This is a genomic window from Picosynechococcus sp. PCC 8807, from assembly GCF_001693295.1.
GTDB lineage: Bacteria > Cyanobacteriota > Cyanobacteriia > Cyanobacteriales > MRBY01 > MRBY01.
The window spans coordinates 219,313-240,571 of record NZ_CP016483.1 but is presented as its reverse complement, the minus strand read 5'-3'; the positions used below and the strand labels follow the sequence as shown (position 1 = coordinate 240,571).

The window sequence follows — 21,259 nt, the reverse complement described above, 5'->3', positions numbered from 1 at the left end:
TAGGAATCAGGATAGAAATCAGGCCGGCATCCCCACTAACTTGGCGCTGAGATCCCAAAGGACATCTGCTTTGTTGTCATCGAGAGCCTCATCAGAAACTTCTTGCATAAAGGCTTCCCGTCCTTGCTGTTGGCGGTTTCCCCAACTCCAGTAAACACCCGATACATCGAAGCCAGAATCCGCAACAACTTTAGCGAGACGTTCACCTGCAACTTCCTCAGTCACATACCCACCGGTGATATTTTTTTGGAACCAAGGGAAGATCTTCCGAAATAGACCATAGTGATTTCTAAAGAGGCCTGTTTCGGCAACGCAACCCGGATAAAAGGAATTGAAGATAATCCCAGTGTCTTTGTGATAGCGGTTGTGGAGTTCCCGCATGGTGAGGATATTGCAGAGTTTGCTGTCTTTGTAAGCTTTACCGGGTTTAAAGATTTTGCCGTCGATCATGGCAACAGGGGGCTTAAAGCCAGCGGCCATTCCCTGGAGATCGCCAAGGTCGGGGGGCGCAGGAATGGGAATTTTACCGCCTACTTCTTTCGGGTTCGCGGTGACAGTGCCGAGAATCACAAGGCGTTTGTCTGCAGCGGGGGAATTTTTGAGGTCTTCCAACATCAGATTGCAGAGCAGGAAATGACCCAAATGGTTGGTGGCAACGCACAGTTCATAACCGTCTTTGTTGCGTTGGGGTTCCTTGGCGAGGGGCAGATAAACCGCCGCATTACAAACTAGGGAGTTTAGGGTTTTACCCGTTGCCCGAAAATCGGCGACAAATTTACGGACGCTATCGAAATCAGCGAGATCAAGGTGCATGATCGTCCGACTGGCTTCGGGGATACCAACTTCTTTGGCGACTCGCTCGGTTTTTTCGAGGTTGCGGCAGGCCATGACCACATGCCAGCCTTTATCGGCGAGGGCTTTGGCCCCATAGAGTCCGACCCCGGACGAGGCACCAGTAATGATCGCTGTTTTTTGTTGATCTGTCATGATTCTATGCTTTGGCGGAAATTCATCACGTTAACTGCTTGTTGAAAATCTTACTATCGTTCTTTTCCCTTAATTTCAGGGGAATTCGTCGGGAAGAATTTGTCCTGGGAATTGGGCAAGCAGTACGGGAGGGCTGAATTGGGCAAAGGCTTATGCCATGGGGCGATCGCCTTTTGCGTGGGGGAACTGAAACGGCGATCGCCCGACTTTTAATATTTGTATCTCAATATTGCCCACTGCTTTACAAAGCCATATTTCTCGTAAAAACCTGGGGGAAAACTTTACTGAAATTTGAGGCCAGTTCAGGCGGGTTTAGCTTCGCGCTCTAGGAGGAGGGTCACGGGGCCATCGTTGCTGATTTCCACCTGCATCATGGCACCAAATTGTCCGGTTTCGATCTTCAGCCCACTTTGGCGCAAGAAAGCCACAAATTTTTCGTAAATCTGTTCGGCTTGATCTGGTTTGGCAGAACCACTAAAGGATGGTCGTCGGCCCTTACGACAGTCGCCATAGAGGGTAAATTGACTAACCACAAGGATTTCCCCTTGGATATCTTGGATCGAGGCTTGCCAGGGATTGCCCTCAGGATCCGGAAAGAGGCGCAGATCAAGGCATTTGCGGGCGAGCCACTGTAATTCGGCGTCGGTGTCGGTGGGGGAAATGCCGACAAGGAGCGTTAAGCCTTGGTTAATTTGGCCGACAATGTGCTGATTGACGCTGACGTGGGATTGTTGCACCCGTTGGAGAACAATTTTCATCGGTTTTAGTAGAAGCCGGGTTGAATACTACAATGGAGGCGATTTGTGTAATGGGAGAACTTCAATATGGCTGAGCGAAATGGTGGGGCCTTTGTGGGCGGTGTGCTCATTGGGGGCGCTGTGGGGGCGATCGCCGGTTTATTATTCGCACCGCGCTCTGGTAAAGATACCCGAAAAATTCTCAAAAAATCCCTCGAAGCGTTGCCAGAACTGGCGGAGGATCTCTCGGATAGTCTACAACTCCACGCTGATCAACTCTCGGAAACGGCCCGTCGCAATTGGGAAGATACGCTGCAGCGGTTACAGGAGGCGATCGCCGCTGGGATTGAAGCGAGCCAAACCGAAGCCCAACGCCTCGATGCCGAAGAAGAGGAACTCCTCCCTGTCCAAGAGATTGACCCGTCCCAAAATTAAACCGTTTCATTTACAGTGCAAGATCCCCTTTTTTGGCTACTCCTGTCTTTTTTGCTTGTTGCCCTCAGCCTTACCGCTGTCCTCGCCGCTGCTTTCCCGGCCTTTTTGGAACTGGGACGGGCGGCCCGTAGCGCAGAAAAACTCCTCGATACCCTCAACCGAGAACTGCCGCGCACCCTTGATGCCCTCCGGCGTACGGGGGGAGATATTACCGAATTAACCGATGAACTCGAAGCCAGTTTTAAAAGTGCCCGGGGGATTCTCCAGCAGACAGAAAAAGGACTGAAGCACACCCAACGACAAATTCAACAGGTGCAACGGGGCGGACGTAGTACTTGGACGGGATTCCAGACGGCTTGGCAAACGTTTTGGCGATCGCCCCGTAAAAAATCCAGGCGACGTCGTTAATTTTCCTTATTCTCTGATGTCATCGCCAAGGGAAATTTAGCCGTAACGGTAATAGGCAGCACAGGCTCCCTCGGAGGAAACCATCGGCGCACCAAGGGGACGTTCTGGGGTGCAGGTTGTGCCAAAGGCGGGACATTGCTTGGGTTTTTTTCGACCTTGCAGAATTTCGCCACTGATACAAGAAGAAGATGCTTGGGGCTGGAAATGCGTCAAATCTAGCTTAAATTTGCGAGAGGCATCAAAGACGGCATATTTTTCGCGCAAACCGAGACCACTCTGGGAAATTTCACCAATCCCGCGCCAAGTACGGGGCACAATTTCAAAAATTTCGGTCACTAATTGCTGTGCCGTGGCATTCCCTGCGGCTTGGACGACGCGACGGTATTGATTTTCGATATGCGATCGCCCTTCCTCCAACTGTTTCACGCAGAGATAAATCCCCTGCACAATATCCAAGGGTTCAAACCCTGTCACGATCAGGGGGATTTGGTAATTTTTGGCGATCGCCTCATATTCCTGATACCCCATCACCGTGCAGACATGGCCCGCGAGCAAAAAACCCTGAATGGTTCGATCCGGAGCGGACAAAATCGCTTCTATCGCTGGCGGCACTGACACATGGGCGACCAAGAGGGAAAAATTGGTTAGTCCTAACTTGGCGGCTTGGTAGACTGCCATCGCCGTGGTCGGTGCGGTCGTTTCAAAGCCCACCGCAAAAAAAATCACCTGTTTGTCGGGATTTTCCTGGGCCATTTTCAGGGCATCGAGGGGAGAATAAACCATTTTTACGGCCGCCCCCTGCGCCTTCACCGAGAGTAAATCGAGCCTTGTCCCCGGCACGCGCAACATATCACCAAAGGAACACAACACCACATCGGGCAACTGAGCCAGGGCGATCGCCTGATCAATAAGTTCAGCAGGGGTGACACAGACCGGACAACCGGGGCCATGAATCAAGGTGATTTCTGGGGGCAGCAGTTGATCGATGCCGTATTTAACGATGCTGTGGGTTTGTCCGCCGCAGATCTCCATGATTGTCCATGGACGGGTCACAAGGGCGGCGATCGCCTGCACATATTTCTGAACCGCTGCGGGATCGCGAAATTCATCTACAAATTTCATTCACTATCCCCCCGCAAAGGACTCCATTTCTGCCAAAGTGGCAAGGGTTTCTGTTGCCGCCACTTCATCCAAAACACTCAGGGCAAACCCCGCGTGAACCACTGCATAATCCCCCACTTGGGCTTCCGGCACATAGGCGAGGCTCACCTCCCGCACCACACCGCTAAAACTAACGCGACCCATTTTAAAAAGGGGGTCATCCCCCACAATTTCTAAAATTTTTCCCGGCACAGCAAGGCACATATTTTTGGAATATTTTGATTGGATTGGCTACTGTTTATCCTAACGAATTTTTTGCTTTGATGTTATTAGTTTTAAGTTTTTTTATTAAGCTTTTTGTTGAGACTCTTCTGGATGATTTCCCAACAGCAAAAAATTAGATCGCTTGTCCAGTAACCACCATAACCTGTCCCAAGGCGATCGCCCCATCATTGGGCGGGAATTTTTGGGGATAATAGATATTTGCCCCACTAGATTCCAACTTTTGGATCGTTTGCTCTAATAAATATTTATTCTGAAAACAGCCCCCCGCTAAGACAATATTTTTTCGAGAATTAAAACCAAGCTTAAGGGTATGCAGATAAATATCAAAAATAATTTCCACCAAGGTATTGTGAAATTTTGCCGCAATAAAATTTTTAGGCAAGTCATTTTGCAAATCCTGAATAATACCCTGAAATATACCACGACTATCAATCTCTAAGATTGAATCATTTTTTGTATATTGAAACTGATAAAAATCTGGTATTTGTAAACCATCAATTGAAAATTCTAAAGCCATCGCTGCCTGTCCTTCAAAACTTTCCCTTTGCCTGAAATCAAGCAGAGAGGCAACCCCATCAAATAAGCGTCCAACACTAGAAGTAAATGGCGTATTAATGCCTTTTTTCAACATTGATAAAAGCAATTTCAATTCTGTTGCAGAAAAAGCCTGAATTGTGGGTAAATTTAACTTTTTCAATACCTGTAAATCATAGAGTTGAGACAACAAACCTAAAGCAGTACGGCGGGGTTCTCGACTCGCTTGATCTCCCCCCGGTAAAGGAAACGGTTTAAAGTGGGCAATTCTTTCACAACCCTGTTCTGTCACCCAGAAAAATTCACCGCCCCAAATTGTGCCATCTTCACCGTAGCCCGTCCCATCCCAAGCCACCCCTAACAGCGGCGATTCAAGCTGATGTTCCGCCATACAAGCATATATATGGGCATGGTGATGCTGCACTGAAATCAAAGAAATATTCAGTTTCTGCGCGAGATTTTTAGCATATTGTGTAGAGAGGTAATCAGGATGTAAATCACAGGCAATAATATCAGGTTGAAAGTCATAAATTTGGCTTAGTTTTTGCAATGTTTTTGTCATCGCTTGCAGTGTTAATTGATTGGATAGATCACCAATATGCTGACTTAGAAAAAGACGATTTTTTTTGGCGATCGCCACCGTATTTTTTAGATGTGCCCCCATTGCCAAAACATTTTTCGAGAGCGTTCGTTTTAAGGTCAGTGACTCTGGCGCATAGCCCCGCGATCGCCGCAAAATTATAGGCGTATTGTTCATCACCCGCACCACTGAATCATCCACCGGACGCAAAATTCGGCGATTATGAATTAAAAAGCCATCGGCAATATTTTTGAGCCTTTCTAGCACTTCAGTTTCCTCAATGCAAATGGGTTCATCGCTGCGGTTACCACTGGTTGCAAGGACTGGAAAATTCAGGGCTTTTAATAACAAATGGTGTAGCGGGGTATAGGGCAACATTACCCCTAAATTCGGATTGTGCGGCGCAACATTTTCAGCAAGATTAAATTCTTTTTTCTTCTGCAATAAAACAATTGGGCTAGCTTGGGAAGTCAAAAATTCTTCTTCTAATTGTGACAGAAAACAATTATTTTTAATGGACAGTAAATCAGAATACATCACCGCAAAGGGTTTATCGGGACGTTGTTTGCGATCTCGCAATTGTTGTACTGCTTTGTTATTTCTGGCATCGACTAATAACTGAAATCCGCCTAAGCCTTTTAGGGCGACAATTTTTCCATCACGAATATATTGAATTGCTGCCTCTAAAGGTGATTGATTTATATTTTCTTGCCCTTGGAAATGACTCAAAAATTCAAGTTTAGGGCCACAAATTGGGCAGGCATTGGGTTGGGCATGGAAACGGCGATCGCCGGGGTCTTCGTATTCCCGTTGACAGTCGGCACACATCGGAAAATCCGCCATTGAGGTTAAGGGGCGATCGTAGGGCAGGGTTTCAATAATGCTGTAGCGGGGGCCGCAATGGGTGCAGTTCGTAAAAGGATATTGATAACGGCGATTTGGGGGGGCAAAAATTTCTGCAATGCATTCAGAACAGGTAGCCAAATCGGGCAAAACAATCGCTATTTTTTCCCCAGTTTGACTGGCGCGAATTTCAAACTTTTCAAACCCAACAGGCTTTAAATATTGATATTTCAAAGTATCAATTTTGGCATTAGAGGGCAATTCTGCTTGCAGTTTTTCGAGAAATAAATTTAAAGGCGATCGCCCACCTTCTACTTCAATAGTAACCCCCACAGCCGAGTTATTCACCCAACCAAATAAATTGAGTGCTGTCGCTAATTGGTAAACAAAGGGACGAAAACCAACCCCCTGCACTGTGCCTTGAATCTCCAACCTTAACCGTCGTTTCACGAGCAATTTATACAGGTATTGCAGCTTGGGAAACAACGTCTTGATATTGGCTTTGGAGATAATTTAACCAGCTTTCCATCCCTTCCCCCGTGCGGGCAGACAGCTCAAAAATTTGTGCTTGGGGACACATTTTCTTGACGTTTTCTAAGGCTAAATCATGGTCAAAACCAACAACTTCAGCAATATCAATTTTGTTAATAATGACGACATCAGCGGACTTAAACATCGTCGGATATTTTAAAGGTTTATCTTCCCCTTCAGTTGTGGAAAGTAGGACAATTCTTTGATTTTCACCGAGGTCATAGGCAGCGGGACAAACTAAATTGCCCACATTTTCAATGATTAATAAATTAACACCATCAAGGGCAAGTTTTCGGGCGGCATTCAAAACCATTTCCGCATCAAGGTGACAAAGGGTTCCTGTAGTAATTTGGGCAACCGGAATATTATTTTTTCGCAGCCGTTGGGCATCATTATCCGTTTCTAAATCGCCCACGATAACGGCTGAATTCAGTTTATTTTTTAATTGGTCAATGGTTCGCTCTAATAATGCCGTTTTCCCTGATCCGGGACTTGAAAGGACATTAATAACAAATAAATCTTTCGCCAAAAAATAGCCGCGATTACGCTCAGCTAAACGATTATTTTTTGCAAAAATGGATTGATTAATATCAATGGCATGGCTATGGTTCCCATTGTGATCATGGTGATAGTGATGTTCATGGTCGTGGGGGTGATGATGGTCATGATGTCCGTGGGAATGATCATGGGCATGGGTATGAATTTCCACAGGCTTTTCAACAGCGTTACAACCGCAATTTCCACACATAATTTAAATCACCTCTAAGGATTTTAATTCGACTTCTTTACCACTTAAAATATGTTGACTTAAACTACTGCATAAAGGGCATTCATAAAATAAATCAGGGGGTGTAAAAGGGCGATCGCATTCGGCGCAATAACAGGTCACAGGAACCGTTTCAATGATTAGTTGAGCCTGTTCGGCAAGGGTTCCGCCTGCCACCGCTTCAAAGGTAAAACTCAGGGCTTCAGGAACAACACCACTGATTGTCCCAATTCGCATGGTCAAGTTTAAAATTTTGACGGCATTTTGTTTCTCGGCTGAGGCACAGGCGATCGCCACGGTCTCTGTCATGATTGCGACTTCGTGCATAACAATTATGACCTCTGCTGTTGCACCCATCGACGAAATTTTCGTAGAATAGTGGTGCGTCCTTCAACTTTACTATCTGCCAAAAATTGAGGTATGACTTGAATTAGATTCCAACCTGCAAAAATTTGACTATCACTAATGCTTTGATAATGACCATCAATTAAAACATTAATTTGTAAAGTATTTCGCTCAAATCGCCACAGTTCAGGAACGCCTAATGCTGCATAAATATCAGGATAGGTGCGAGATGTAATGTCAATTTCAAGGGCAAGATCAGGTGGAGGATCAATGCTTAAATCAATGCGACTTTTGCCCCGTATTTTTGCTTCATTCTCAATGTAAAAACATTGATCGGGTTCTAGTCCTTGGGATGTTTCTTTTCTAAATGTGGTAGAGCCTAAGCAACGAAATTCTATGTTGAGTTCTTCCAGTAATACTTTGATTAAATCACTAACAATTTCTTTATTATCTTCATGTTCGGCTAATGGAGTCATAATCTCTAAAAATTGATCTTTATATGCGATCCGAGCCGCACGATGTTCGCCTAAGTCTGTCAAAATTTGCTCGAATTCCTGCCAAGTAATATCCCGTAAGATAATATGCTGACCAGGGGGAACTTGAACACGTTTGAGTTCTAATAACATAACGTTTGGTTTGAGCTTTTAATCTATTATGACATTAAAAAATTGAATCACGGAAAAAAGGCGATCGCCACGGTTTCTGTCATAATTGCGACTTCATGCATGGTATGACTTGTTCCTGTAAAAGCTGAATTGCTGTTTGGATGGCATTTTGGGTAATTTCAGAATAGCTTTCTCCCAATTCAAAATTCCGAGCCGGAATTAAAACGAAGTAAGCATCGGGCACATAATGATAGATTTCTTGGGCTAAATTCAAAAGGCTTTTGGGGTCAATAAAATGTCCAAAATTGTGTTCATTATCTCTCCGTTTAATAGGTTTAATCGTTACGGTCTCAACGGGAGCCGCATCGATAAAGTAAACCTGCTCCACTTGTACTAAATCTTCCACTAATTCAGGGGTGAGTTGATGGGTGGCGATCGCCATTATATTTTCTTGATCAAAAAAAGCTTTAGCAACTGTTTGTCCTGCCCCGTCGTCAGAACGTAAGGTGTTACCATAACCAATAATTAGAGTCTGTTTCATTAACTGTCACGACGAATTTCTTTAACAAGAGAACCATTGGGGGAAATTAGCTGCAAAATCATCGGCATTTGTCCGGCAGCATGGGTCGAACAACTCAGGCAAGGATCGTAATTTCTTACCCCAGCTTCCACCCGATTTAAAATACCTTCAGCGACATTTTCACCATGAATATAATGCTTGGCAATTTGGGTTACAGTGCGGTTAATCGCAAAATTGTTTTGTCCTGTCGCAATCACTAGATTAATTTTTTGGAGCAGTCCATTTTCATCCACTTGATAATGGTGAAATAGGGTTCCCCGTGGTGCTTCACTCACGCCAACAGCTTCAGTTTGATTCACTCCCGCCTCTGCTTGTAAACGGCTAGAAAACAAATCTGGATCATCAATCATCCGCTCAATTCTTTCGAGAGAGCCGAGAATTTCAATTAATCTAGCATGGTGATAAACGAAGGAAGCCTGCACAATTCTGCCGTGCCGTTGCCGATATTCAATGAGTTCTTGATCTGCTAATAGTGTGCCAAAATGTTCGCAAATATTTAGCCTTGCCAAAGGTCCAACGCGGTAAACACCTGTCTCCCCAAAAAGCTTATAGTAAGGGGATTTTAAATAAGAATCTGCCTGTAATTTTTCCCCAAGGAATTCACGGTAATTGTTCGGATCAAGGCGATCGCCAACAATATTGCCGTGGCTATCGATCATTCGCAAAATACCGTTGTAATGTTCCCACGCGCCGGATTCCCCCACTAAACCCAGATAAAGACTCGGAAAATTACCAAAGACTTCCACTTCTTCCTGATGGGAATCAAGGATTTTTTTAAATAAACTGAGGGCATTTCTGACGGTATTTTTTGCCTCCGGCAAGCCCTCTTTAATGTAGGTTTGTCCTTCTTTAGTCAAAGGCGATCGCACGCCACCGGGGATTGACCAGGCAGGGTGAACTTTTTGGCTCCCAAGGATTTTAATAATGTCCTGTCCGAATTTTCTCAGACGAATTCCACCCCGTGCTAAATCAGGATCAGCAGCAATTAAACCAAACACATTTCTCGTCTTCGGATCACTGTCCCAACCAAAGATTAAATCAGGACTACTGAGGTGGAAAAAACTGAGGGCATGGGATTGAGTGATCTGGGCAAGATTAATCATTCGCCGTAATTTTTCTGCCCCAACAGGAATTTTTACAGCTAATAATTGATCGCCTGTTTTTGAGGATGCAATTAGATGACTGACGGGACAAATACCACAGATTCGGGACGTTAAGGCGGGCATTTCCCAGAAAGGACGACCTTCACAAAATTTCTCAAACCCCCGAAATTCTCCGACATGAAAACGGGCTTCATTCACTTCTCCTTGATCATCTAGATAAATGGAAATTTTGGCATGTCCTTCGATGCGAGTCACGGGATCAATAATGATTGTTTTAGACATTTTTTACTCCTAGATAATTTTTCAAACGAACGCTAAAAATGTGTTGATTAAAATAGTTTTTATTTTAACGAATTATGACTGTTAACCACTACACCAATTGTCAACCATTAAATGATCGATGGCTTCTGGATTTTTTTCTAAATATTCTTCAAGGGCAGTTTTATCTACTTTTTGGGATTGTTGGTAGGCGGTTTCAGCTTGTAGTTCTTCCACCATTGCCCATGCTTGAATACAATCACTCGAATCATGTCCTTTTTCTTGACAGATTAATTTTGCTTGTTGAATGGCGGCTTGCATTTCTGCGGCAAATAATAGTTCTTTGGGACGTTCTAAAAAATCACTTTTGCTAATTAAATCTTCAACGGTAATTATCCCTAAAAGTTTGTCAGTCATGACGGGGGCACTGTGCAAATTCCATTGGCTAAATAGGCGGGCAACATATTCAACCGCCAGATCGGGACTCACGAAAATGCAAGGTTTGGTCATAATTTCATAGGCTCGTATTGCCCTTGGATCACGACCATAGGCGATCACTTTACTGACGATATCGGTGGCGGTCAAAATGCCATAGGCATCGTGAACATGGCGACGATCAACTATTAATACACGGGTTTTATTCACTCGCATACATTGGGTGGCACTGGCAATGGTCGCTAAACCTTTGATGGTCACCACATTGGGATTCATGATATCGGCGGCAGTCAGCATGGCAAATGTTTGGGACATAAAATCTAGCCGAATTTGATCATTTCTCGTCCTTCCATTTCCGGCAATTTTCCTTCTAATAAGGGGGCGATCGCCGCTTTGATTCTATCGGCATCGGGGGGGCAACCGGGGAGGAATAAATCGATATCAACGACTTCATGGATGGGCAAAACTCTGGGTAATAAGGGTGGTAAGATTCCCCCGGTAATTTGTTGGGGTAATTGGTGTTCTTCGGTGAGTTCTTTATAGCCCCGTTCTAAAATGGTTTGGGCATCTCCCTTTTGATTGCGAATTCCTGTAACATTAGTCGTTACGGCACAGTCCCCAAAGGCAATTAATAGCTTTGTATTTTGGCGAACTTTTTCTAATAATTCCAAATTTTCTTGGTTAGCAACAGCCCCTTCAATGAGACAAACATCGACATTTTCAGGGTAATCTTTGACATCGGAACCGATGGGACTAAAGACCACATCCACATATTTTGTCAACTCAATTAAAAATTCATCGAGGTCTAAAAATGACATGTGGCAACCGGAACAACCCGCCAACCAAATTGTTGCAAATCGAATTTTTTGTTGGGTTTCTTGCGCCATTATCTTGTCCACTCCCCTTTTGTGCGTGCGGTAATTAAAAATTCGAGTTTTTGGCGATCGCCGAGTTTACTGCCTACTGTAGCTCCCTTGCGGAAAATCGATCCCGTTGGACAAGCATCCACACATTTGCCACAACTCGTACAGGCATCCACCGCCCCCCAAGGCTGATTTAAACCAGAGACAATTTTTGATTCACCGCCCCGATTCGCCACATCCCAGACGTGCGCCCCCTCGATTTCATCACAGACCCGAACACAGCGGGTGCAAAGGATACAGCGATTATGGTCAATGCCAAATTGCTTGTGGGAAATATCCACCTCCCGTTTTGGATATTGGTACGGAAAGCGCGAATGATCCATCCCCACCTCCACTGCCATATCCTGCAACTCACAATTGCCATTCGCCACACAGACGGCACAAACATGGTTCCCTTCCGCGAAGAGTAATTCCATCGTCATCCGACGATATTCTTCTAATTTTTCTGTGTGGGTCTGGACGACCATTCCCTCCATCACCTCCGTCACACAGGCGGGCTGGAGTTTATTACTCCCCTCAATTTCCACGAGACAGAGACGACAAGCTCCCACATCGGACACCCCCTCCAGATGACACAGGGTCGGAATGTGAATCCCCGCATCACGGGCGGCTTCAAGGATCGTTTCCCCAGCGCGGGCGCTGATTAGCTGATCATTTATCGTTAAAGTTTTAACTGCCATATTTTTACGATTTTGCTTAAGGTTCTCTCTGCAAGGACTGCATAAAATGGGTTATTCAAATACGGTTTAATCGGGAGCACTGCCCACGAGGGATTCGTATTCATCACGGAAATAGCGCAGGGTACTCAAAATTGGATTGGGCGCACTCTGCCCTAACCCACATAAACTTGCTTCCTTGACCATGTGGCAAAGTTGTTCGAGCAGTTCAATGTCCTTGGGGGCAGCCTGTCCCTTGAGCATTTTGCTTAACAGTCCCGACATCTGCACCGTTCCGGCACGGCAGGGGATACATTTACCGCAGGATTCGCACTGACAAAATTCCATGTAAAACTTCGCCACATCAACCATGCTAGTGGCTTCGTCCATGACGATCATGCCGCCGGAACCCATCATTGTGCCGAGTTTGATCAAAGAATCATATTCGATGGGCGTATCAAGGTAGTCCGCCGGAATACAGCCGCCGGATGGCCCTCCGGTTTGGACGGATTTGACTGTGCCACCGTCGGGGATGCCGCCGCCCATTTGCTCGACAATTTGCCGGACAGGGGTTCCCATCGGCACTTCGATCAAGCCGTTGTTGGTAACTTTTCCGGTGAGGGCAAACACTTTTGTGCCTTTGCTTTTTTCGGTGCCGATGCTGCTAAACCAGTCTGCCCCTTCACGGATGATCGGGACGATGTTGGCGTAGGTTTCGACATTATTAATTAGGGTGGGATGTCCCCACAGTCCGGACTGGGCGGGGTAGGGGGGTCTGGGTCTGGGGGTTCCCCGTCCGCCTTCGATGGAGGCAATTAGGGCGGTTTCTTCGCCACAAACGAATGCCCCTGCGCCAATGCGGATGTCGATGGTGAAATTGAAGGGGGAATTAAAAATCTGGCTACCGAGTAAACCCTTACTTTTGGCTTGTTTGATTGCTTTTTCGAGGCGTTGGATCGCGAGGGGATATTCTGCCCGAATGTAAATATATCCGTGGTTTGCGCCCACGGCATAGCCGGCGATCGCCATCCCTTCGAGAACCCGGTGGGGGTCACTTTCGAGCACCGCCCGATCCATAAATGCCCCCGGATCCCCTTCGTCGGCGTTACAGACGACATATTTTTGATCCCCCGGCATTTTCGCGACGGTCGCCCATTTCAATCCCGTGGGATAGCCGCCGCCGCCACGCCCCCGTAGGCCGCTCTGGGTAATTTCTTCCACCACCGCCATCGGGGTCAGATCTTCGAGCACTTGGTGCAATGACCGATAGCCGCCCCGCGCAATGTACGCTTCAATCCGTTCGGGGTCAATTTTGCCGCTATTTTCTAGCACCACGGGTTTTTGTAACGTGAAAAATGGCGCTTGGCGATCGCAAATTTCCAGCTTATTCGAGGGCGTTTCCCCCAATGCTACATCGACGATCTCTGGGGCAATTTCTGGCATCACCTGCTGAAAACAAGTCTCCTCGCTCACATCCACCAACGGCGCAAAGCCACAGAGTTTCATGCAACCGACGGGAACTACCTCCAGGCGATCACCCAAATTTTTCTCCTTAATCCGTTTCTCAAGCTCTTCTTTTACCGCCAAACTCCCAGAGGACATACAACCCGCCGCCGTACAACAGCGAATCTGAATTTTCCGATGGTTATCCTGTTCTGCCTCAGCAATTTCAAACAATTCCGCTAAATCCGTCATCTTTCCCTCAAATCCTGACTACAAATAAAACTCTGAAATTTGATGTCTAATACCTGTTAACTTCCTTCAGATAACTGCTTTAGCCTTGCCATCACCTGATCGGCGTTCTGTTTGCCGCACACCTCATCGTCATAAACCACCGCCGGCGCAATGCCACAGGCTCCAATACAGCGTGCCGTAACCAAAGAAATTTGATCATCAGGGGTTGTTTCCCCCGGTTTAATGTGGAGAGTTTCATCAATTTTATCGAGGAGTTCTTGGGAGCCTTTCACATAGCACGCCGTCCCCAAACACACGACACAGGTATGTTTTCCTTTCGGCTTTAAAGAAAATAAATGATAAAACGTCGCCACCCCGTATACTCGACTGAGGGGCAGTTTTAACCCCCGCGCCACATATTCAAGCACCTCATCTTCGAGGTAACCAAAGACTTCCTGGGCCTTGTGCAGAATTTCAATCAGGGTATCTTGGCGATATTGATTCCGTTTCATGGCGACTTCCAGCACCCGAAAACGTTTATCCGCAGGAACCGCATGGGAAATGGCCATGGTAATCGTCTCAAATGACAGTAAAAATCAGGCGGCGATCGCCTTTGCTTTCATCTTAAAAAGGATTAATCATACGGATCAATTAAACGCCTTGAAACCTCAGAATTCTACAGAAAAATTTAAGCTTTTTCTCTAAAATGTTAAGTCTTACAAACGAACCTTGATTGTATAAAAATTAGCACCAGCTTTTTGCGAATTAAGATAAATTTGATCGCGCCATAAAACAATTATTTTGTTGTTTAATTCCGGAAAAATTTGGCAGTTAATAATTTTAATCAATGTACAAAAAATACTTAACAAATTCGCGGTAATTGTTCACCACTCAGACGTTCTAAAATGCGTGTTACCCCCAGATCATTTTCTACAACCACGGGGGCGATCGCCAAATGCTGTTCCCCACAGTTTTGGGTTGTCACGAGACCAATTTGACGGGCGTTGGGGTTGTGGTGCTGCAAAATCGCTAGGCCTTCCGCCGCCTCTGCTGCTGGCAAAACCACCACAAACCGACCTTCATTGGCAATGTGCACCGGGTCAAACCCAAAGATCTCGCAGGCTCCGCGCACCGCTTCGGTTACAGGAATTTGCTTGCCGTAGACCTTGAACTGATGCCCAGCGGCGATCGCCAACTCATTCAAGACCGCCGCTAGGCCACCCCGCGTGATATCCCGTAAACAATGAATCTCAATTTCCGCTTTTAATAAATCCTGTACCGGCTCCACCAAGGGAGCACAGTCACTTTCAATGGGACTTTCAAAAGCTAACCCCTCCCGCTGGGCCATAATCGCGATGCCATGGCGACCGAGATCTCCGCTGACTAAAATCGCATCTCCGGGGGCGATCGCCTTTGGTTGAATATTAAGCCCAGATTCAATAATGCCAATGCCTGATGTGTTGATAAACAGACCATCCCCCTTGCCCCGCTCCACCACCTTCGTATCCCCCGTGACGATCTGTACGCGGACGACCTTGGCCGCCTGCTGCATCGAGACCACCACCCGCCAGAGGGTTTCTAAGGGCAAGCCTTCTTCTAAAATGAAGCCCACACTAAGGTACAGGGGCCGCGCTCCCGCCATCGCCAGATCATTCACCGTGCCGTAAATCGCTAATTTGCCAATGTCTCCCCCCGGAAAAAAAAGGGGCTGCACCACATAGGAATCCGTCGTAAACGCGAGTTTCTCCGCCGATACTGGTAAGGCCGCCGCATCATGGCTCGTGCAAGTCTCACCAAAGGCCGTGGCAAACATTTTGTCGATGAGGTCTTGCATCAGTTTGCCGCCACCGCCATGGGCCAACAGTACATGGGAAGTATTTTGTAAGGGAAGCGGGCAGGTTAAATCCATGGGGGCGTATTATTTGCTATTTTTTCGTTTAAGGTAGCGCCTCCCCAAGGGAAAAAGAACCCCGCTATCACTTTGGGTAATGAAAGTTCAAATCCTGAAGTTTGCGGGTGAAATATCGCTGATCTAACAAGTTGTCTCAGCTACGGTTCGGGGCTTGGGAGATGGGGTAATCTGGACTGAGAATTTGAGCCTCAACGCAAGAAGGAGTCCCCATGAGTTACCGGATGTCGCGCCGTGCCTATGCAGAAACCTATGGCCCCACGGTGGGCGATCGCCTGCGCTTGGCAGATACGGAACTGTGGCTGGAAGTAGAACAGGATTTCACCACCTATGGGGATGAGGTGAAATTTGGGGGCGGGAAAGTGATCCGCGATGGCATGGGACAGTCCGCCGTTACTCGCGCTGATGGGGCGGTAGATACAGTAATTACCAATGCGCTGATCGTGGACTGGTGGGGCATCGTCAAGGCCGATGTCGGCATCAAAGATGGCAAGATTTACAAAATCGGCAAAGCTGGCAACCCCGATATCCAGGACAATATCGACATTATTATCGGCCCCGGCACCGAGGCGATCGCCGGTGAAGGCCATATCCTTACCGCTGGGGGCATCGATAGCCATGTGCATTTTATTTGCCCCCAGCAAATCGAGGTGGCGATCACCTCTGGGATTACCACAATGATCGGCGGCGGCACTGGCCCCGCCACGGGCACCAACGCAACTACTTGCACCCCTGGGGAATGGCACATTTCTCGGATGCTCGAAGCCGCCGAAGGGTTTCCCATTAACCTTGGGTTTACAGGAAAAGGCAACAGTGCCAAACCAGAAGGACTAATCGAACAGGTTCGTGCGGGGGTGATCGGCCTCAAACTCCACGAAGACTGGGGCACAACCCCTGCCGCCATCGACAATTGCCTTTCTGTCGCCGATCAGTTTGATGTCCAGGTCGCAATTCACACCGATACCCTCAACGAAGCAGGTTTTGTGGAAGATACGATCGCCGCCTTTAAAAATCGCGTCATTCACACCTACCACACCGAGGGGGCTGGGGGTGGCCACGCACCGGACATTATCAAAGTTTGTGGTGAAGCGAATGTATTGCCATCTTCAACAAACCCGACCCGTCCCTACACCCTCAACACCCTAGAAGAACACCTGGATATGTTGATGGTTTGCCATCACCTCGATCGCAGTATCCCCGAAGATGTCGCCTTTGCCGAGTCGCGCATCCGTCGGGAAACCATCGCCGCCGAGGATATTTTGCATGACCTGGGGGCCTTTAGCATGATTTCCTCGGATTCCCAGGCCATGGGGCGCGTTGGGGAAACAATCATTCGCACCTGGCAGACGGCCCATAAGATGAAAATTCAGCGGGGTGCTCTGGCCCAGGACAGTGGAGATAACGACAATTTTCGCATTAAACGCTACGTTGCCAAATACACAATTAACCCAGCGATCACCCACGGCATTTCCAATTACGTCGGCTCCATTGAGGAAGGAAAATACGCCGATCTCTGTCTCTGGAAACCCGCTTTCTTTGGGGTCAAACCAGAACTGGTGATCAAAGGGGGGGCGATCGCCTACGCCCAGATGGGAGATCCTAACGCCAGCATCCCCACACCGCAACCAATCCACATGCGGCCAATGTTCACCAATTTTGGGAAATCAATGCAATCCACCGCCTTTACCTTTGTTTCCCAAGCGGCCATGGAAGCGGATGTGGCGACACGATTGGGTCTCCAGAGAACCGTTTTACCCGTTGCTAACTGCCGCAACCTGACGAAGCGCGATCTGAAGTTGAATGATTACCTGCCTAGAATGGAAGTAGATCCAGAAACCTACCATGTGCGCGCCGATGAGGAATTACTGGTCTGTGAACCGGCCACTGTTTTACCCATGGCCCAACGTTACTTTTTATTTTAAAGACCATCTTGTTAAAAATAAAAAAAAGACTCTTAATATTGGCTTCAAAGCAACGTTAATTGTCTATCGGCTCAATGAAATCGGAGATCGATAATGATTTCTACAGTCCCTCAACTTTTTACGGTAGAAGATTATCTCGAACAGGAAGCGAGATCAGCCTTAAGACATGAATTTATTCAAGGAAAAATTATTCCCATGGCAGGGGCTTCCGCAAATCACAATCGTTTGACTTTAAATCTAAGTCGCTTATTGCCGTTTGAAATCAGCGATCGCCAATACGAAATCTTCGTCAGTGATATGCGTCTTTGGTTACCAGATGTGGCTAGTTATCTTTATCCTGATGTGATGATGATTGAAGGCGCACCAGTTTTTCTAGACGAGAGCCAAATGGCGGTGACAAACCCCTCTATGATCGCTGAGGTACTTTCTAACTCCACCGAAGGATTTGATAAAAATCAAAAATTTGCCCTTTATCGCACGATTCCCCAGTTACAAGAGTATTTGTTAATCGATCAGACTTACCCACGGGTAGAGCTTTATCAAAAGGTAGGCGATCGCCAATGGTTATTAACTGAATTAATGGGGGAAAAGGCTGTTATCAAATTCAAATTTACTACGCTAGAAATTAAACTTTCAGAATTATATAAACGGGTTAACTTTGTTGAGAATTAATTGCCTAAATACTTTATTAACCCATAAGCTCAGTTCTCCCTAAAAGAATTTTTATTGCAAAGGTAACACTGACGGGATCAAACAAAGGACGATAGAACTATGAGCTATTGATCCCCTGGCAGATCTCTATGAAAAAAGTCTTTGTCCTGGATACGAATGTCCTGCTCCATGATCCCAAAGCGATGCTGTCCTTTGCGGATAACGAAGTGGTCTTGCCGATCACGATTATTGAAGAATTAGACCGCTTCAAGAAACAAGTCGATTCCATCGGTCGTAATGCCCGGCAAGTTTCCCGTACCCTTGATGCCCTCAGCCATGGGGGATCTTTGGTGCAGGGAATCGCCCTCGATCAGGGAGGCTTGCTGCGGGTCGCCCTCTGTAAACCAGAAATTCTCGAAACTTTGCCGACGGAATTGGCAGGGGATTCTGGCGATAATGAAATTTTGGCGGTGGCCCTAACGGAACAAAATAATTGTCAATGTCCGGTCGTCCTCGTCAGTAAGGACACGAATCTACGCATTAAAGCTGGGGTCTTGGGCCTGACCACCGAAGATTATGAAACGGGCAAGGTCAACCTTGATGAATTTTACGGGGGGACAACAGAAGTTCTTGTAGATGCAGAGGCGATCGCCGAATTTTATCAAAATGGCACCATTACCCTGCCAGAAACTTTTTTCCCCAATCAAGCCGTCACCCTCGTAGATCGCCTGAAACCAAGCCACACCGCCCTCGGCATTTGTCGCGGCGATGTTCACCAAGTAGTGGCCCTCCACAAAGCAACGGCGGCGCCAGTGTCGAATATCCAAGCGCGCAACCGCGAACAAAAATTTGCCCTAGAATTGCTCCTCCAGGATGACATTCAATTGGTAACCTTAGTCGGGAAAGCGGGTACGGGCAAAACCCTCCTGGCCCTCGCTGCTGGGGTAGCGAAGGTCGCCGGAGAACGCCTCTATAATCAATTGCTGATTTCGCGGCCCATTGTGCCGATGGGGAAAGATTTGGGCTATCTACCGGGGGAAATCAAAGAAAAACTCACCCCCTGGATGCAGCCGCTCTATGACAATTTAGATCTGATTTTCAATACCCAAGACCTTAAGGACAAACCCCGTCACTGGCGCCACGGCTATGAGGAACTGATGGAATTGGGGTTGTTGCAAATTGAACCCTTGACCTACATCCGGGGCCGCACCATTCCCCGACAAATTCTGATCGTTGATGAGGCCCAAAATTTAACGCCCCACGAGGTGAAAACCATTTTGACCCGGGCCGGGGAAGGCACCAAAATTATCCTCACCGGGGACGTGGAGCAGATCGATAATCCCTATGTGGACGCTTCAAGTAATGGCCTGACCTATGTGGTGGAAAAGTTTAAACAGGAGGCGATCGCCGGTCACATTACCCTACTCAAAGGTGAGCGATCGCCATTGGCAGAACGGGCCTCAATCCTGCTTTAAAAGCTGATTCTAGGGCAACCAACGGGGATAAACTCCCGCAAAGGGTAGGGCCTCCAACTGAGTTTGGTCGGGGGTTTCACCAGGAACAATAAGCCAAAGTTGCCCCCCGGCGATCGCCTCCCCGGATGCCGTCCGGAAAAAAGGCTCTTCCACGTCGGTAATGTCCGTCACCACCTGGCTGAAGAGCAACCCCAGGCCATCGGGGGCCATGCTGAGGGCAATATCTTGGTATTGGGTCAACTGGGCGAGGCGATAGACCGTCTGGGTTTCGAGATCAATCTGGGCAAAATAGGGTTGCTCCCGGTATTCGTCCCCAGGAATTAATTCCGTCAGTAAACAATAAAGCTGGGTTTCTGTGGGGTTAAAGTCGCAATCTAGCACCGAGCCGTCCGTATCCAGTAATTTTTGCTCCTGGTTGCGGCTATTAACTAAATAAAGCGATCGCCGATAGCGCAATTCTGGATTATCACTGTTGAAATCCACCAAGACCGCCGTTGTCCCATCGGGCGAAAAGGTGACCACCTGACCGAAACGGGGCAAAAAGTCGAGGGGTTCTTCTTGGATATCTTCTAGGGAAAAAATACCAATCCCTTTCCCCTGGGGCAGGGCAATGGTTTTCCCATCCGGGGCGATCGCAAAATCTCCCCCCGACAAGCCCAACGGTTGCGGCTCTTCCCCAGGCATCACGAGCCACAGCCCAAAGTCCGCCGGATCATCCCGCTTAACCCGTTGCACGGCGATCGCCTCCCCATCCGCTGCGAGTTGAAATTGCAAATTTTGGTAGGTGCGATTATCTAAAACCAGTTCCAAATCCGCAGACGCATCATCTTCTCCAAGGCCTGTGCTTACCCGATAAAGTTGACTATCCTGAATCCCTTCTGCTGGGCGCGTCCGATCCACCGCACTAAACAAAATTGCTTTCCCTTCCGGATACACCTGAAAGTCCAGCACCACCAAATTCGGCGGCGTTAAAATGCGTTTCTCGTCCTTTGTCCAGTTGTATAAAATTAACCGTCCCTTTTCCTGCTGTGTCTCATCGGTGCCCACATAGGCCAGGGCGCGATCGCGGGTGCGAAAACTACTGGAAAATGGCTGCATCGTCTTGCCTAGATTTCCCGAAGCCGCAAATTTTTCCCGCGCCCCCCGTAAGGTTAATTGATAATCCTGGCCATAGGGAGCCGGTGCCAACAGCGTATAGGCCAAGCGTTTACCCGCCCAACTGGTCTTGCCAGGGAGCGGTGGATCAATAACTAAATTGTCCTCGACCCCCACCGCATCCATCGGTCGGTCGAAGGTCAAAATAAAGGCCGTATCATCACCACCAATGCGTTGTTCCTGCCAAGAAAATTCCCGCACCCTCGGCCCGGTATTAATCGGACAATCCACGCCACACAGTTGCTCACCGCCGACACCGATGCCGATCATCAGGCTAAAGATCACAATCAACAGGAGGGCAAGACGATCAATGCGGGTCATGGTTTTCAAAACGGTCATAGGATCTACGGGGGCTAATTGC

Annotated in this window: 22 protein-coding genes; 5 read left to right on the top strand and 17 right to left on the bottom strand. The window is 47.4% G+C overall.

The genetic code is table 11. The annotated features are described in order from the left end of the window. Positions 1–18: 18 nt before the first annotated feature. Positions 19–987 (bottom strand): protochlorophyllide reductase, encoded by a 969-nt coding sequence (locus tag AWQ24_RS01175; protein WP_012305847.1) that lies wholly within the window; start codon positions 985–987, stop codon positions 19–21. Between the two features lie 302 nt (positions 988–1,289). Then, the gene (gene dtd / locus AWQ24_RS01170; RefSeq protein ID WP_012305846.1) at positions 1,290–1,745 is read right to left on the bottom strand and encodes a D-aminoacyl-tRNA deacylase; all 456 of its coding nucleotides are present in this window, start codon (positions 1,743–1,745) and stop codon (positions 1,290–1,292) included. 66 nt (positions 1,746–1,811) lie between these two features. Between dtd and AWQ24_RS01165 the strand changes: the two genes are divergently transcribed. After that, complete coding sequence (locus AWQ24_RS01165; protein ID WP_012305845.1) at positions 1,812–2,159, top strand: YtxH domain-containing protein; 348 nt, start codon at positions 1,812–1,814, stop codon at positions 2,157–2,159. Between the two features lie 15 nt (positions 2,160–2,174). Next, the gene (locus AWQ24_RS01160; protein WP_012305844.1) at positions 2,175–2,567 is read left to right on the top strand and encodes a hypothetical protein; all 393 of its coding nucleotides are present in this window, start codon (positions 2,175–2,177) and stop codon (positions 2,565–2,567) included. 36 nt (positions 2,568–2,603) lie between these two features. Here AWQ24_RS01160 and hypD read toward each other — a convergent pair whose 3' ends face one another. The 14 genes from hypD to hypE form a co-directional block, all read right to left on the bottom strand. Continuing rightward, positions 2,604–3,689, bottom strand: coding sequence for a hydrogenase formation protein HypD (gene hypD, locus AWQ24_RS01155; protein WP_012305843.1), 1,086 nt, complete (start codon positions 3,687–3,689; stop codon positions 2,604–2,606). 3 nt (positions 3,690–3,692) lie between these two features. Then, positions 3,693–3,932 carry a HypC/HybG/HupF family hydrogenase formation chaperone gene (locus tag AWQ24_RS01150; RefSeq protein WP_012305842.1) on the bottom strand — a complete coding sequence of 80 codons (240 nt, stop codon included), beginning with the start codon at positions 3,930–3,932 and terminating at the stop codon, positions 3,693–3,695. Between the two features lie 133 nt (positions 3,933–4,065). Beyond that, complete coding sequence (gene hypF, locus AWQ24_RS01145) at positions 4,066–6,360, bottom strand: carbamoyltransferase HypF (RefSeq protein WP_198161500.1); 2,295 nt, start codon at positions 6,358–6,360, stop codon at positions 4,066–4,068. A 7-nt stretch (positions 6,361–6,367) separates the two neighbouring features. Continuing rightward, on the bottom strand, positions 6,368–7,150 hold the full coding sequence (gene hypB / locus AWQ24_RS01140; protein ID WP_232318845.1) for a hydrogenase nickel incorporation protein HypB: 783 nt from the start codon (positions 7,148–7,150) through the stop codon (positions 6,368–6,370). Positions 7,151–7,192: 42 nt separating this feature from the next. Next, positions 7,193–7,534: a hydrogenase maturation nickel metallochaperone HypA gene (hypA, locus tag AWQ24_RS01135; protein WP_065715777.1), complete on the bottom strand. Its 342-nt coding sequence runs from the start codon at positions 7,532–7,534 to the stop codon at positions 7,193–7,195. A 5-nt stretch (positions 7,535–7,539) separates the two neighbouring features. Next, on the bottom strand, positions 7,540–8,178 hold the full coding sequence (locus AWQ24_RS01130; RefSeq protein ID WP_065715776.1) for a Uma2 family endonuclease: 639 nt from the start codon (positions 8,176–8,178) through the stop codon (positions 7,540–7,542). Between the two features lie 79 nt (positions 8,179–8,257). Next, the gene (locus AWQ24_RS01125; RefSeq protein ID WP_065715775.1) at positions 8,258–8,698 is read right to left on the bottom strand and encodes a hydrogenase maturation protease; all 441 of its coding nucleotides are present in this window, start codon (positions 8,696–8,698) and stop codon (positions 8,258–8,260) included. Next, positions 8,698–10,122 (bottom strand): Ni/Fe hydrogenase subunit alpha, encoded by a 1,425-nt coding sequence (locus AWQ24_RS01120; RefSeq protein ID WP_065715774.1) that lies wholly within the window; start codon positions 10,120–10,122, stop codon positions 8,698–8,700. The genes AWQ24_RS01125 and AWQ24_RS01120 overlap by 1 nt, the downstream gene beginning before the upstream one ends. 81 nt (positions 10,123–10,203) lie before the next feature. Beyond that, positions 10,204–10,848, bottom strand: a complete 645-nt coding sequence (locus AWQ24_RS01115; RefSeq protein ID WP_232318844.1) for a CP12 domain-containing protein — start codon at positions 10,846–10,848, stop codon at positions 10,204–10,206. 5 nt (positions 10,849–10,853) lie between these two features. After that, entirely contained in the window at positions 10,854–11,420 is a 567-nt protein-coding gene (locus tag AWQ24_RS01110; RefSeq protein WP_065715773.1) for an oxidoreductase, read from the bottom strand. Next, the gene (gene hoxU, locus AWQ24_RS01105) at positions 11,420–12,136 is read right to left on the bottom strand and encodes a bidirectional hydrogenase complex protein HoxU (protein WP_065715772.1); all 717 of its coding nucleotides are present in this window, start codon (positions 12,134–12,136) and stop codon (positions 11,420–11,422) included. Before hoxU ends, AWQ24_RS01110 begins: the two co-directional genes overlap by 1 nt. 66 nt (positions 12,137–12,202) lie before the next feature. Beyond that, the gene (gene nuoF / locus AWQ24_RS01100) at positions 12,203–13,807 is read right to left on the bottom strand and encodes an NADH-quinone oxidoreductase subunit NuoF (RefSeq protein WP_065715771.1); all 1,605 of its coding nucleotides are present in this window, start codon (positions 13,805–13,807) and stop codon (positions 12,203–12,205) included. A 56-nt stretch (positions 13,808–13,863) separates the two neighbouring features. Next, on the bottom strand, positions 13,864–14,355 hold the full coding sequence (gene hoxE, locus AWQ24_RS01095) for a bidirectional hydrogenase complex protein HoxE (protein ID WP_065715770.1): 492 nt from the start codon (positions 14,353–14,355) through the stop codon (positions 13,864–13,866). A 293-nt stretch (positions 14,356–14,648) separates the two neighbouring features. Further along, positions 14,649–15,695, bottom strand: coding sequence for a hydrogenase expression/formation protein HypE (hypE, locus tag AWQ24_RS01090; protein ID WP_065715769.1), 1,047 nt, complete (start codon positions 15,693–15,695; stop codon positions 14,649–14,651). Between the two features lie 212 nt (positions 15,696–15,907). On the opposite strand from hypE, the gene ureC reads away from it, so the two are divergent. From ureC to AWQ24_RS01075, 3 genes are all read left to right on the top strand, one after another. Continuing rightward, a complete protein-coding gene (gene ureC, locus AWQ24_RS01085) occupies positions 15,908–17,617 on the top strand; it encodes an urease subunit alpha (protein ID WP_065715768.1) in 1,710 nt (569 codons plus the stop codon). A 93-nt stretch (positions 17,618–17,710) separates the two neighbouring features. Next, positions 17,711–18,289, top strand: a complete 579-nt coding sequence (locus AWQ24_RS01080; RefSeq protein ID WP_157096814.1) for a Uma2 family endonuclease — start codon at positions 17,711–17,713, stop codon at positions 18,287–18,289. A gap of 128 nt (positions 18,290–18,417) precedes the next feature. Beyond that, a complete protein-coding gene (locus AWQ24_RS01075) occupies positions 18,418–19,743 on the top strand; it encodes a PhoH family protein (RefSeq protein ID WP_065715766.1) in 1,326 nt (441 codons plus the stop codon). A gap of 9 nt (positions 19,744–19,752) precedes the next feature. On the opposite strand, the gene AWQ24_RS01070 is transcribed toward AWQ24_RS01075, so the two are convergent. After that, positions 19,753–21,237: an Ig-like domain-containing protein gene (locus AWQ24_RS01070; RefSeq protein ID WP_041443308.1), complete on the bottom strand. Its 1,485-nt coding sequence runs from the start codon at positions 21,235–21,237 to the stop codon at positions 19,753–19,755. Positions 21,238–21,259 lie beyond the last annotated feature (22 nt).

Excerpts from the sequence above, each read along its gene's own strand:
- AWQ24_RS01175 (WP_012305847.1), bottom strand. The coding sequence starts at position 987 with ATGACAGATCAACAAAAAACAGCGATCATTACTGGTGCCTCGTCCGGG.
- dtd (WP_012305846.1), bottom strand. The coding sequence starts at position 1,745 with ATGAAAATTGTTCTCCAACGGGTGCAACAATCCCACGTCAGCGTCAAT.
- AWQ24_RS01165 (WP_012305845.1), top strand. The coding sequence starts at position 1,812 with ATGGCTGAGCGAAATGGTGGGGCCTTTGTGGGCGGTGTGCTCATTGGG.
- hypD (WP_012305843.1), bottom strand. The coding sequence starts at position 3,689 with ATGAAATTTGTAGATGAATTTCGCGATCCCGCAGCGGTTCAGAAATAT.
- AWQ24_RS01150 (WP_012305842.1), bottom strand. The coding sequence starts at position 3,932 with ATGTGCCTTGCTGTGCCGGGAAAAATTTTAGAAATTGTGGGGGATGAC.
- hypA (WP_065715777.1), bottom strand. The coding sequence starts at position 7,534 with ATGCACGAAGTCGCAATCATGACAGAGACCGTGGCGATCGCCTGTGCC.
- AWQ24_RS01130 (WP_065715776.1), bottom strand. The coding sequence starts at position 8,178 with ATGTTATTAGAACTCAAACGTGTTCAAGTTCCCCCTGGTCAGCATATT.
- AWQ24_RS01125 (WP_065715775.1), bottom strand. The coding sequence starts at position 8,698 with ATGAAACAGACTCTAATTATTGGTTATGGTAACACCTTACGTTCTGAC.
- AWQ24_RS01120 (WP_065715774.1), bottom strand. The coding sequence starts at position 10,122 with ATGTCTAAAACAATCATTATTGATCCCGTGACTCGCATCGAAGGACAT.
- AWQ24_RS01115 (WP_232318844.1), bottom strand. The coding sequence starts at position 10,848 with ATGTCCCAAACATTTGCCATGCTGACTGCCGCCGATATCATGAATCCC.
- AWQ24_RS01110 (WP_065715773.1), bottom strand. The coding sequence starts at position 11,420 with ATGGCGCAAGAAACCCAACAAAAAATTCGATTTGCAACAATTTGGTTG.
- hoxU (WP_065715772.1), bottom strand. The coding sequence starts at position 12,136 with ATGGCAGTTAAAACTTTAACGATAAATGATCAGCTAATCAGCGCCCGC.
- nuoF (WP_065715771.1), bottom strand. The coding sequence starts at position 13,807 with ATGACGGATTTAGCGGAATTGTTTGAAATTGCTGAGGCAGAACAGGAT.
- hoxE (WP_065715770.1), bottom strand. The coding sequence starts at position 14,355 with ATGGCCATTTCCCATGCGGTTCCTGCGGATAAACGTTTTCGGGTGCTG.
- hypE (WP_065715769.1), bottom strand. The coding sequence starts at position 15,695 with ATGGATTTAACCTGCCCGCTTCCCTTACAAAATACTTCCCATGTACTG.
- ureC (WP_065715768.1), top strand. The coding sequence starts at position 15,908 with ATGAGTTACCGGATGTCGCGCCGTGCCTATGCAGAAACCTATGGCCCC.
- AWQ24_RS01080 (WP_157096814.1), top strand. The coding sequence starts at position 17,711 with ATGATTTCTACAGTCCCTCAACTTTTTACGGTAGAAGATTATCTCGAA.
- AWQ24_RS01075 (WP_065715766.1), top strand. The coding sequence starts at position 18,418 with ATGAAAAAAGTCTTTGTCCTGGATACGAATGTCCTGCTCCATGATCCC.
- AWQ24_RS01070 (WP_041443308.1), bottom strand. The coding sequence starts at position 21,237 with ATGACCGTTTTGAAAACCATGACCCGCATTGATCGTCTTGCCCTCCTG.